Origin of the sequence: Salinarimonas sp. NSM (genome assembly GCF_052380005.1) — a bacterium.
GTDB lineage: Bacteria > Pseudomonadota > Alphaproteobacteria > Rhizobiales > Beijerinckiaceae > Salinarimonas.
Genome location: NZ_JBQTCJ010000003.1, coordinates 115221 through 127228 on the forward strand (window position 1 = coordinate 115221; position 12008 = coordinate 127228).

The 12008-nt window shown below is 73.4% G+C and carries 10 protein-coding genes; 1 reads left to right on the forward strand and 9 read right to left on the reverse strand.

The genetic code is table 11. The features are described from left to right. Window positions 1–3 precede the first annotated feature (3 nt). A complete protein-coding gene (locus tag ACTZWW_RS02725; protein WP_444779393.1) occupies window positions 4–804 on the forward strand; it encodes a WecB/TagA/CpsF family glycosyltransferase in 801 nt (266 codons plus the stop codon). A gap of 60 nt (window positions 805–864) precedes the next feature. Here the strand turns inward: ACTZWW_RS02725 and ACTZWW_RS02730 are convergent, their stop codons facing one another. The 9 genes from ACTZWW_RS02730 to ACTZWW_RS02770 form a co-directional block, all read right to left on the reverse strand. Then, window positions 865–2562, reverse strand: coding sequence for a glucosamine inositolphosphorylceramide transferase family protein (locus ACTZWW_RS02730; protein ID WP_444779394.1), 1698 nt, complete (start codon window positions 2560–2562; stop codon window positions 865–867). Next, window positions 2563–3756: a glycosyltransferase gene (locus tag ACTZWW_RS02735; RefSeq protein WP_444779395.1), complete on the reverse strand. Its 1194-nt coding sequence runs from the start codon at window positions 3754–3756 to the stop codon at window positions 2563–2565. It lies immediately after the preceding gene. Continuing rightward, a complete protein-coding gene (locus tag ACTZWW_RS02740) occupies window positions 3753–4943 on the reverse strand; it encodes a DegT/DnrJ/EryC1/StrS family aminotransferase (RefSeq protein WP_444779396.1) in 1191 nt (396 codons plus the stop codon). The genes ACTZWW_RS02735 and ACTZWW_RS02740 overlap by 4 nt, the downstream gene beginning before the upstream one ends. Next, a complete protein-coding gene (locus ACTZWW_RS02745) occupies window positions 4943–6811 on the reverse strand; it encodes a sugar phosphate nucleotidyltransferase (protein ID WP_444779397.1) in 1869 nt (622 codons plus the stop codon). Before ACTZWW_RS02745 ends, ACTZWW_RS02740 begins: the two co-directional genes overlap by 1 nt. Before the next feature lie 142 nt (window positions 6812–6953). Then, window positions 6954–8411, reverse strand: coding sequence for a GumC family protein (locus tag ACTZWW_RS02750; RefSeq protein ID WP_444779398.1), 1458 nt, complete (start codon window positions 8409–8411; stop codon window positions 6954–6956). Next, a complete protein-coding gene (locus ACTZWW_RS02755) occupies window positions 8389–9675 on the reverse strand; it encodes a hypothetical protein (RefSeq protein ID WP_444779399.1) in 1287 nt (428 codons plus the stop codon). The genes ACTZWW_RS02750 and ACTZWW_RS02755 overlap by 23 nt, the downstream gene beginning before the upstream one ends. After that, entirely contained in the window at window positions 9672–10955 is a 1284-nt protein-coding gene (locus ACTZWW_RS02760; RefSeq protein ID WP_444779400.1) for a lipopolysaccharide biosynthesis protein, read from the reverse strand. The genes ACTZWW_RS02755 and ACTZWW_RS02760 overlap by 4 nt, the downstream gene beginning before the upstream one ends. A 133-nt stretch (window positions 10956–11088) precedes the next feature. Next, window positions 11089–11409 (reverse strand): hypothetical protein, encoded by a 321-nt coding sequence (locus ACTZWW_RS02765; RefSeq protein WP_444779401.1) that lies wholly within the window; start codon window positions 11407–11409, stop codon window positions 11089–11091. Window positions 11410–11514: 105 nt separating this feature from the next. Further along, the coding region (locus ACTZWW_RS02770) for a hypothetical protein (protein WP_444779402.1) at window positions 11515–12008 on the reverse strand (494 nt) is incomplete at its 5' end.

Consider the following 12008-nt stretch of genomic DNA (forward strand, 5'->3'; position numbering starts at 1 on the left):
GCCGTGAAGACGCAAGCCCCCCTGTCCCGCTGCCGCATCCTCGGCGTCGACGTCGCCATGGTCAACGTGCGCCGCGCCCTCGACGAGGTCGCCGGCTTCGTCGCGCGCCGGGAAACGCGCTACGTCTGCTTCAGCGACGTGCACTCGATCATGCGCGCGCAGGAAGACCCCGCGCACCGGGCGGCGCTCGCGGGCGCGGACCTCGTCATGCCGGACGGCCAGCCGCTCGCCTGGACGGGACGGCTGCGCGGCCATGCGGGCGTCGAGCGCGTCTGCGGCCCGGATTTCCTGACCGCGTTCTGCCGCGCCACCGCGGCGCAGGGCTGGGGACACTATTTCTACGGCGGCGCCGACGGCGTCGCGCAGGCGCTGGCCGAGCGCCTCGCCTCAGAGGCGCCGGGCCTCGTCGTCGCCGGCGCGGAGACGCCGCCGTTCCGCGCGCTCTCGGAGACCGAGCGGGCGCAGACGCTCGATCGCATCCGTGCATCGGGCGCGCGCGTGCTGTGGGTCGGCCTCGGCTGCCCCAAGCAGGAGAAATGGCTCCACGAGAACAGCGCGGCACTGGAGGGCATCGTCTGCCTCGGCGTCGGCGCCGCCTTCGACTTCGCCACCGGACGGGTGCGCCGGGCGCCGCCCGTGATGCGCCGTCTCGGGCTCGAATGGCTGCATCGCCTCGGAAGCGAGCCACGCCGGCTGTGGCGCCGCTACCTCGTGCTCGCGCCACGCTTCGTGCTCGCGACGCTGATGGAGTCCCGCAGCCGCCGCGCGGGGCTGCCGCCGGCCGATCCGCGCACATCGGGGTGAACGCGCAACGCTCTCCCCTCTCCACGAGGGAGAGGGGAGAGCAACGGGGTCTCGCCCGCGCTACGCCGACTTGAGCGACCGATCAGGTCTGTGGCGGTTCGGCGGCATGCGACCGCAGCCCGACGGCTCGAGCCCGCCGAGCCGGGCGGCCAGCGGGCGGACCACTCCCTGGTCGAGCGCGATCGGCCCGAGCCGGCGCCAGCGGGGCCAGCGGAAGCGCACGTCCGTCACCACGAGCGAGTCCAGCCGGTCGATGTGGTGCTGGCCGTTGGCGTCGGGCACCCAACCGAGGTCGACGGCGTCGATCTCATGCTCGCGGTAGGCCGCCGGCGTGAGCTCGTCGATGTGCATGAAGCGCAGCCGGTCGCCGTAGTAGAAGCGGTTGTCCTGCGCGCAGCGTACGAGCCGGCCGGCCTCGTCCTGGAAGATCCGCCCCGCCATGCGGGCGCGCGAGACGTCGCGCACGACGGGGTTCATCGGGTGGGGATGCCACGTGCCGCTGCGGAAGTCGTCCGACCAGAACAGGTGCAGCTCGTGGCAATGGTCGGGCGCGGCGCGTCGGTCGATGTTGGTGAACATCCACCAGCGGTCGGCGCCGCGCCAGAGCACGGTGTCCGACGCCGAGACGCCGGTCATCAGGTCGCGATCCTTGACCCAGCCGAGAGGGAAATTCTCCGCGCGCCACAGCTCGATCGTGCCGTTCGCGCTGCTCTCGGGGATCATCCAGCGCTCCCCGTCGACCCGGAACACCATCGGGAAGGACATGTGATACGGCTGCGCGATCGCCACGCCGAGATCCTCGATCTCCCCGTCGCGCAGGCGCAGCACCGAGATCTCGCCCTTCGCGGGCGTGCCGCCCATGGTCTCGTGGAAGACGTAGATGTCCTCGCCGTCCTGCTCGAGGCACGGATCCGCTCGGAACGGGCCGGTGACGAACCGGGGGCGTGCGGGTGCGCCGGTCCCAACCGTCTCGTCGAGGTCGAACAGCGCGAGCTGCCAGCGCTCCTCGTAGGCGAGCTTCTGGACCGCGCGCACCCCGAGCCGGGCGAGGCAGCGGGCCAGCACCCACGGGTAGATCGGGCGCGGCCGCAGCCAGGCCGGCGGCGGGGCGCCCGTGACGGGAGCCGGCAGGCGGCGGTCGACGGCGAGCCCGACGAGCGCATCGACCACGAGCGTCGCCGCGCGGGCCTCGAGCCTCCGGCGGTTCTCGTTCCAGGACGGCCGGAAGGTCTTGCAGAGCGCCTGCGCGATGGTCGCACCGCTCGCGTCGGCCTCGCCGCCCACGGCGACGATCGCGAGGCGTGAGAGCGGATCGTCGGAAGCGACCGCGTAGTACCCGAAGGGGCCGGCGTCCGGCACGGCCACGCCGTCGACCTCGAGGGTCCAGACGCCGAAGCGCGGGCCGACGCCGGGGCTGGGCGGCGCGTTCGCGCTGAGGGACAGGACGACGTCGGGCCGCGCGGGCGGCGTGCCGGCGTCGGAGGCCGCCGCGACGTACGTGTCCCCGTCGTAGCCCTGCCGCAGGAGCGGCGGGTGCCAGACCCGGCGCGACACGACGCGCTCGATCGCGTCGGCGAGACGGAAGCCGGGTCCCGGACGCCGCCGACCGCGGCGGCCCGCGGATCGGGCCGGGAACGCCGCGACATGCAGCGCGATGCGCGTGTCGGCGCGCAGCCGCTCGATCACGTCGCCCTGCCAGCGCGGGATGCGCGGTGCATCGACGAGCATGAGGACGCGCAGGCGATCCGCGGGCGCCATCTACACCTCCGTCGGCTGCGCCTCGGGCGCCGTCGCGTCGCGCGCCGGATCGGGCGCGACGCCGAAGATCGCGAGGAGCCGCGCCTCGAACGCCTCCTCGCTGAAGGCCGAGAGGTAGCGCGTGCGGGCGGCGCGGCGGTCGGCCAGGAGGCCTTCGCGGTCGGCGGCGAGCGCCGCGATCCGCGCCGCCATCAGGCGCACGCGCGCATCTGCGGGAAGCCCACGGTCGATCACGTTGTCGGCGAAGCGCGGGCCGACCATCTCGGGGATGCCGCCCTGTGTCAGCACGATCGGCACGAGCCCGTGGGCCAGCCCCTCGATCAGCGCGAGCGGCGCGTGGTCGTGCTCGCTCGGGTAGACGAAGACGTCGAGCCGGCTCAGGAACTCGGCCTTGCCGTCCTCGTCGGGGTTGTAGCAAGTCTCGGTGACGTCCGCGAGCCCCGCCTCCCGCAGCCGTGCCTCGAGCGCCGGCGCGTCGAGCTCGACCGTCGGGCTGCCGCCGATGGCGAGGCGGATGTCGTGCCCCGCCGCGCGCGCGGCCGCGACGGCGTCGATCGCCGCGAGCACGCCCTTGCGCGGGTCGAAGCGGCCGAACCAGCCGACCCGCACCCGGCCGGCGGCCGCCATCGGCGGCTCGCCGGGATCGAGTGCGTGGTTGTAGAGGAGGTGCACGTCGCGGAAGAGCCCGCTCTCGCGGCCGATCCGGGCGGTCTCGCCGGTGATGGCGACGAGCTCCGTTCCCGCGAAGGCGCGGCGCAGGAAGGCGTCCCTGCGGCTCGTGCCGTCGATCATGGCGTCGAGGCCCTCGCAATGCACGTGCACGAGGACGCGGTCGGCGACGCCCTTGGCCAGCATCGCGACGAGCGCGTCGCGCACGGCCGTGTGCGCCCACGGCGTGAACGACAGGTAGGCCGTGTCCGCGCGCCGGCCGAGGAGCCGACGCGCGAGGAGGCGGGCGAGGAGCGCCGCGAAGCCGACGAGCTTGCCGGGCGTCTTCCTGCCGATGTCGGCGATCGTGCGCGCGCTGCCGCCCCACAGGTGCTCGACCGTGACACGCCCGTCCGCCTCGAGCAGACGCCGGATCGCGTCCGCGACGAGGGTCGCGCCGTGGCGCGGCGGCGGCAGCTGGACGAGGAAGAGCGACGTCGCCTTCCTGCCGACGCGGCTCGACCGGCGGTGCTCGGGCTTGCTCATGCGTCGGTTCCGGTCCTCGGGGGCGCGCCCGCGGCGCGTGCCTCGGCGAGCACCCGCGATACCGCCGCCGCGATCTCGGCGGGGGCCGCGTCGGGCATGGTCGGGTAGAGCGGGAGCGTGATCACGCTGCGCGCGAACAGCTCCGAGCGCGCGAGGCCCGACGAGGCGACGCCGGCGAAGGCGGTCATCTCGTGGGCCGGCGGGTAGTGGAGGCTCGTCTGGATGCCCGTCGCCGCGAGGCCGGCGCGCACGGCGTCGCGCAGGTCCGGGGCGACGACGATCGCCGCGACGTGCGCGGCGCCGGCGCCGTCCCGCGCCGCCGTGCCGAAGACGTAGCGCACGTCCTCGGGCGCCTGGCGGAACGCCTCGGCGTACGACCGCGCGAGGGCCCGCCGGCGGGCGTTCGCCTCCGGCAGGCGCTCGAGCTGGACGCTCGCGAGCGCGGCGCGCAGGTCGTCCATGCGGTAGTTGAAGCCGGTATCGACGACGTCGTAGGTCCCGAGCCGCCGCGAATGCCGCTCCCAGGTCAGCGAGGTCATGCCGTGGGAGCGCAGCGAGCGGATGCGGGCGGCGAGCGCGTCGTCGTTGGTCACGACCATGCCGCCCTCGCCGCAGGTCATGTTCTTGTTGGAGAAGAACGAGAAGCAGCCGACGTCGCCGATCGTGCCGAGGAAGCGGCCGTCCGGTGCCGTCTGGAGCGGCGCGTGGCAGGCGTCCTCGATCAGCCGAAGCCCGCGGCGCCTGCAGATCGCCTCGAGCTCGGCCATGCGCGCCGGGTAGCCGCCGTAGTGCATGGCGACGACGGCCACGGTGCGCGGGCCGATGCGGGCCTCGACCTCGGCGGGGTCGAGCGTCGGCTCCTCCAGGGAGACGATGTCGCCGAAGACCGGCGTCGCCCCGCTCGCCACCGTCATGTTGGCGGCGGCGATGAAGTTGATCGACGGTTGGATCACCTCCTCGCCCGGCTCGCGCCCGATCCCGAGCGCGGCGTAGGCGAGGTGGAGCGCCGCGGTGCCGTTCGTCACCGCGACGGCGTGGCGCACGCCGTGGAGCTCGGCGAAGCGCGCCTCGAAGGCGGCGGCGCGCGGTCCCGTCGAGAGCCAGCCGGAGCGCACGCAGGCGACGAGCGCGTCCTCCTCCGCCTGGCCGAGGTCGGGGGTGGAGAGCGGATAGATCCAGTCGCTCATCAGGCGGCTCCGAGGTTGAGGTCGGCGGAGCGCGTCTCGACGAGCTCCTGGGCGCGGGCGTAGTCCTCGGGGCGGCCGATATCGAGCCACATCGCGTCGTTTCGGTAGACGCGCACCGTCTCGCCCGCCGCGATCAGCCGCAGGACCAGATCGGGGAAGTCGAGGTACTCGCCGGCGCGGATGTGGGTCAGCACGCGGGGGCTGTAGGCGTAGATGCCCATCGAGACGTCGTGGGACATCTCCGGCTTCTCGCGGTAGCCGACGACGTTGCCGCCCTCGTCGACCTCGAGCACCCCGAGGTCGATCTTGACGCTGCGGTTGTGCGCCGCGATCGTCAGCGCCGCGCCCGACGCCGTGTGGTCGCGCAGCACCGCGCCGTAGTCGATGTCGGTGAGCACGTCACCGTTCATGACGAGGAAGGGCTCGTCGAGCCCGCCGACGCTCGCCAGCGAGCCGGCGGTGCCGGTGGGCGCCTCCTCGTCGACGAAATCGATGTCGATCTTCGCCCGCAGCGAGGCCTGCTGGTCCACGAAGGCGCGGATGAGGCCCGAGAGGTGGCCGAGCGTCAGCGTCGCGCGGCCGAAGCCGCAGGCGGCGAGCTGGTGGAGCACGAGCTCGAGGATCGGCTTGTCGCCGAGCGGCACGAGGGGCTTGGGCAGGCTCGCGGTGTAGGGCCGCAGCCGCACGCCCTTGCCGCCGGCGAGGATCACCGCGCGGGGCTTGCCCGCCGTGCCGCGGGCGATCGCCGCCGCCCCGCCGCGCAGGCCGGGAAGCGCATAGTTACCGTAGAAGTCGCGCCGCTCCTCGACGTCCTCGAAGACACGGTTGCCGAGCGCCTCCAGGATCTCGTCGATCCCGTCCTCGACGGAGTGGATCGGCTCGATCATCAGCGTGTCGCGCATCTTGGCGAAGCTTACGCGGTAGTTGCGCGGGTCGTTCGAGGCGCTGACCTCCTTCACGCGCGCCTGCGGCAGGCGCTCGCGGATCAGCTCGACGATGCTGCGCTTCGTGTGGTTGTTGCGGTCGGCGCCGACGTTGAAGGTCTCGAAGCTCACGGTCTCCCGCGGCATGCGCAGCACCCGGTCGATCACGCGGGCGAAGTCGCGCACGTGGCAGTAGGGCCGCCAGGTCGTGGCGTCGTAGACGACGAGCTCGCGCCCGAGGAAGAGCTCGCGGGTGAACTCGTTGACCGTGAGGTCGAAGCGCATGCGCGGCGCCAGCCCGAAGGCGGTGGAGAAGCGCAGGATCGTGACGTCGTAGTCGACCTTGCCCCGCAGCGAGGCGAGATGGCGCTCGATGTCGACCTTGGCCTTGGCGTAGAGCGAGAGCGGACGCAGCTCGAAGCTCTCGTCGGCGATCCGGTCCTCCGAGATCATGCCGTAGTTCGAGCAGGTCGAGACGAAGATCACCTTGTTGAGCGCGCGCCCGTCGAGCGCGGCGATGAAGGAGAGCATGCCGCGCTCGTTGATCGCGGCGGATTCGTCCGGGAACTTCTTGGTGATCGGGTCGCCGACGAGGCCGCCCAGGATGACGACGTCGCTCACGCCCTCGAGCGCCCGCGCGACGACCTCGCGGTCGCCGAAGTCGCCGTGGAGGAAGGCGTAGCCCTCGCGTGCGGCGAGCCCCATCGAGGCCGGGCCGTTGCGGTAGACGCCGAGGTCGAGATTGCGCACGCGGTAGCCGCGATCGAGCAGGTGCTCGATGACGGGGATGCCGACGTAGCCGCCGCCGCCGACGACGAGGACGGTCCGGCCGCCGCCGTCGCCGCTTTTGGCGAGACGCCGCTCCTCCTCCGCCTCGATCGCGCTCACGACGTCGCCGGGAAGCTCGCGCTCGTCCGCGCCGATCGGCGCGAATGGGGCGCTCATGGTCTGGCTAGTCCACATTGGTACGAACTCCCACGCTGATCTGTCCCAGGGCGACACGAGAACCGAGGTCTGCCGCTCCGTTGCCGGAACCGGTGCAATTCGAGCACCATTTTCGGCGTCCCGATCGCGAAATTCCTCTACGTCATGCCGTGCGCAGCCCGCGCTGCTGCGGCTGCGGCGCGTGCGCCGGCGTGAGGGCCTCCGCGGACAGCGCGATCGCGGCGCCGAGGCCGGCGCCGGCGATCGCCGCCAGCAGGGCGAGGACGACGGGCGGCAGGCTCGCGGGGCGGTGCGGCAGGCTCGCCGGCGAGAGCACGCGCGCGGTGGGCAGCTGCAGGCCCACCTGCTCCGTCACCTGGTTCATCCGCGAGAGGTAGTCGTTGAGCACCCCCTGGCTCGCCGCCGCCTCGCGCTGGAGGGCGCGCAGCTCGATCATCCGCTCGTCGAGCGCGGTGGTCCGCGAGGCGGCCTCCTCGACGCGCGCCAGCATCTCCCGCTCGCGGTCCTCGGCGATGCGGAACTCGTCGCGCACGCTCTGGGCGGCGCGGCCGAGCTCGGCGCGCAGCTGGGCCTGGAGCCCCTCGACCTGCTCGCGGGCGCGCACCATCCGCGGGTGGTTGGGGAGGAGATCGCTCGCGAGCGCCGCCTCGCGATCGAGGGCCTCGGTGAGGGCGGCGCGCAGGCTCTGGACCGTGCCCGACGAGACCGCCTGCGGCAGCGCGTCGATGCCCGCCTCGCCGCGCGCGACCCGCTCCACGGCCTCCAGCCGGGCGCGCGCCGCGGACGCGTCCGCCCGCGCGGCCGCGTATTCCTCGTTCAGGAGCGCGAGCTGCTGGCCGTCGATCTCCGTCTCGCCGGCGCGCACGATCCCGTTGCGCTGCGCGAAGGCCTGGACGGCCGCCTCGGCCTCGCGCACGCGAGCCCGCAGGCCCTCCAGGCGCTCGTCGAGGAGGCGCCCGGCCCGGCCGAGCTCTTCCGCCTCGGCGCGGGACTGGTCCTCGAGGTAGGCGTCGACGACCGCGTCCGCGACCGCCTGCGCACGCCGTGGCGTCTGCGCCAGCGCGGAGACCTCGAGCACGTAGGTGCCGGGCACGCGCGAGACCGTCACCGAGCGCGCCAGCGCCTCGATCGCGCGATCCGTGCTGCCGCCCTCGCGGGGCGCCTCGCCGTCGACGAGGGTGCGCAGCCGGGTGACGACGCCGGGGCTCTCGGCGGCGGGACCCAGCGCCGCGTGCGCGGCGGCGAGCACGTTGTAGGAGCCGATGATCGCGACCTGGCTCTCGAGGCGCACGATGTCGGGCGTCTGCGCGCCCGGCACGAAGGCGCCCGGCACGACCTGCTGCTCGCGCGGATCGATCATCACACGCGTCGTCGACTTGTAGATCGGAGGCGTCAGGAAGCCGTAGGCGGCACCCATGGCACCGCAGACGAGCGCGGGGACGAGGATGAGCCAGGGCCGCCGCCGCAGGCGTCCGAGGAGGCCGGCGGCGTCGCGCATCGCCGATGCGAGGTCGTCCCCCAGCGACCGGGTGTCCGCGGCCTCGACCTGGCGGGGCAGCGGGAAGACGCGGTCGCGCTCATCGATCGGTGGGACCGACATGGGCTTCTCCCTTGATGGCGAAGGTACGGATGCTCGCCGGGTCGTTGCGCAGCGCGAGCCAGGCCCACACGGCGGTGACGCCGGGCAGGTGGTACATGCCGGTGATCGCGACGTTCGAGCACACGACCATGACGAAGACGAAGAACAGCCAGGCGTCGAACTGCTCGGTCGGCGTGCGCGGGCTCAGGCGCGGCCGCAGGCGGGCGACGAGCAGGACGACGAGGACGGCCCCGAGGATGCCCAGCCGATAGCCGGCCTGGACGACGGCGTTGTGCACGCCGATGAAGAGGAAGTCCGGCTCGTCCGGGCGCTTGAGCGACCACGGCTCGGCGTAGAAGTAGTAGACCCCGCGGATCGCCTCGCGCCCGAAGCCGACGCCGACGCCCCAGGTGTCGCGCACCGCGAGCCAGGCGTCGCCCCAGAACACGGCGCGGATGCCGTTGTTGGCGTCGAGCGCCAGCAGCGGCTCCCAGAACAGAGGCGCCACGACGCCGGTCGCGAGGAAGAGCAGCAGCCCCGCCAGCGATCCGAGCACGAGCAGGCGGCGCGTCCGGAAGACGAGGAGCGCGAGGTAGGCGAGCGCGGTGTTCAGGTGAGTCGTCAGCGCGATCAGGATCGGCACGACGACGAACGGCGCGATGCCCGAGAGCGCGTGGAAGGCCCACCAGCCGATCAGGGCGGTGAGGATCAGCTCGGCGCCGGAGAAGCTGTTGAGCAGGAAGTAGCTGTGCCCGCCCTCGAGCGGCTCGCCCCAGAGGGTGAGGACGAGGGGGTTGATCACGAGCCCGCCGATCACGCCCGCCGGCACGAGGACGCGCTTGACCAGCGCGGGATAGCGCGCGAGCACGATCAGCGCGTTGACGTTCGCGGAGACGAGGATCGGCATGGCGATGTAGCCGACCGACTGCTGCGCGATGGCGCCGCGGTCGTAGACCTGCGTCCACGCCGCGGGCAGCACGCCGGCGAAGGAGAGAGCGATGTAGACGCCCGCCAGCATCGGCAGCGCGATCATCGCGCCGGGCAGGTAGGCGCGTCGCGCGCACAGGATCGACAGCAGCGCCGCCGCGAGCAGCACGGCCAGCGCCGGCACGCCGAGATGGCGCGAGATCGGCCAGCCCCAGACGTAGCCGACGAAGAGGACCACGTAGAGCACGGTCGCGAGCAGGCTCGCGGACACGGCGCCGCCGCCGGCGCCGGATGCCGTCGATGCGAGAGGGCGGGGCGCCTCGGGGTGGGCGGCCGGCACCGCGGCGGCGCTCGTCATCCGCCGTCCTCCTCGACGAGGCCGCCGCCGACGCCGCGCAGGGCGAAGCCGGTGAGCAGCGCCGCCTCGACCACCAGGGCGAGGCTGAAGGCGATGGCCGCGCCGTGGATGCCGAGCGCGTTCGTGAGCGGGAAGAATGAGCCCAGCGCCACGGTGGACGCGACGACGCTCGCCGCGAGCAGCGCCGCGCTGTCGCGCTTCGCCTGGAGCTGGAACATGAACGGGTAGGCGGCGATCATGGCGGCGTAGCCGACCGCGAGCACCGGCAGCGCCGAGGCGTAGGGTCGCCATTCCGGCCCGAACAGGCCGACGACGAGCAACTCGTCGAAGGCCGAGGTGAAGCCCACGAGGGCGAGCGCGGCGGGGATCGTCAGCGCCGCGAGCGAGACCGTGTAGCGCGCGAGCGCCTGAGGGCCCTCGGCGACGAGCTTGCGGCTCGCCATGCCGGGCACGACGTTCTGCATGGTCTGGAGCGCGATGTGCGAGACGCTGAGGATCTGATGGAGGATGCGCAGGCCGCCCACCGCCGTCATGCCCAGCGCGCTGCCGGCGAGGACGTAGATCAGGTCGAAGCCCGCCCGCCGCGAGCCGGCGAGGACGACCAGCCAGCGGGAATAGGACCACGAGCCGCCGGCGGTCTTCGCCAGGGCGAGCGGCGAGAGGCTCGGGCGCACACCGCTCGCCAGGATGCCGACGACGAGCACCGCGAGGCTCACGAACCCCGCCTCCCAGGCGAAGGCGTAGGCGCCGCCGGGCGCCTCCGCGAAGCCCCAGCCGAGTGCGGCCACGGCGAAGAGCCCGCCGAAGCGCAGCGTGTCGAGGACGAGCGCGATCGGGCCGCGCTCGTCGAGGAAGAGGAGCTTGCGGACGAACTCGCAGGCGAGGAAGGGCACGCCGAAGGCCGCCGCCGCCAGTGCCGCGGGCCAGATCGAGGCCCAGCCGAGCGCCTCCAGCGCCGCCGCCACGGCGAGGCCCAGCGCCGCCATCGCGACGAGGAAGACGAGCGCCAGCGTCAGCATGCGTCCGGTGAAGCCGTGGTCGCCGCGGCTGCGGGCCTCGTGCGTGAAGACCTGGAGCGGCACGACAGCGAGCGCGAGCTGGAACTCGAGCGCCACGAAGACCGCGATCCAGATCGCGGCCCACAGGGAGAAGTCGTCGGGACCGAGCGCGCGGGCGAGGACGATCGAGGTCGCGAAGCTTCCGCCGGAGACGACGGCCTGGTCGAGCATCGCCCAGACGAACGAGGTCGCATCCGGCGAACGCAGACGCCTCAGCGACAATTTTCGCTCATTTTGATACATCTCGCAGCCCGCACGATCCCATCACGACGCATCGGCACCGGCGGAATGGCTGTGGAGCCGGCGTCGTGCCCCGGGGCAGCAAGCGGCATGCCGCGGCGTCAGGCGGGCCTCGTCAGGCGCGCTTGCGGGAGCGCTCTCGGGACGTGCCGTCCGGGGGAGCGTGACCGCGGGGAGTGCGGTCACCGTCGGCGCGGTCGCTCGAAAGGCGCGTGTCGGTGCGGCGCGCGCGGGCCAGGAGGCCGCGCAGCTCCGCGATTCGCCGATCGAGGCCGGAGCGGGAGCGGAAGGCGAGATCGGCGAGGAGGATCGCCACCCCCGCGGCGAGGCTCGCGACGAAGGGAGCCGCGAGGATCGCCGTCGCGAGGCCGAGCGACGGCGTCGCGATGACGAGGAACGCTGCGCCCGCGACGAGGGCGACGGCGACGACGAACATGCGGCCCTTCTCCCCCTCGACGCCAGAAGCCTGCCTCGCCCGGCCCGCGGCAGCATGGCGTGCGCACGTGAACGGATCGTATATCCGCCCCGTTCCGTCGAGATCTCAGGCCGCCGCCCGCTCGCCGTCCGGCCCGCTCGTGCCGGATGCGAACGCCAGGGTCTCGGCGTCCCCGGGGAGCATCGCCACCTGCGAGGCGCAGGGCTCGTGCGGCGTCGCCACGACGACGAGGTCGAACGTGGTCTCGACGAGACGTAGCATGCACGAAGCGTGCTCGGCGCGCCAGCCCCGCGGATCGTGCGCGTCGGCGAGGTGCGGCAGCCGCACGGCCTGCGCGGCGAGGTCGGGGTGGAGGTCGATGATGCGCCCGACCGACCGCGCGTCCTCTCCGAGATCGAAGAACGAGAGGATTCCGTCCGCCGCGCTGGCGTCGACGAGGAGCACGCGCAGGCCCGCGACGGCGCCGGCGTCCGCCAGCGCGATCGCGGCCGGCGCGCCCCCGGCGTCGAGCTCCTCGGCATGGACCAGGACGCGCACGCGCTCCCCCGCCGCGAGCGCCTCGGCGAGCCGATCCCAGGTCGCGGCGAGCGCCGCCGGGT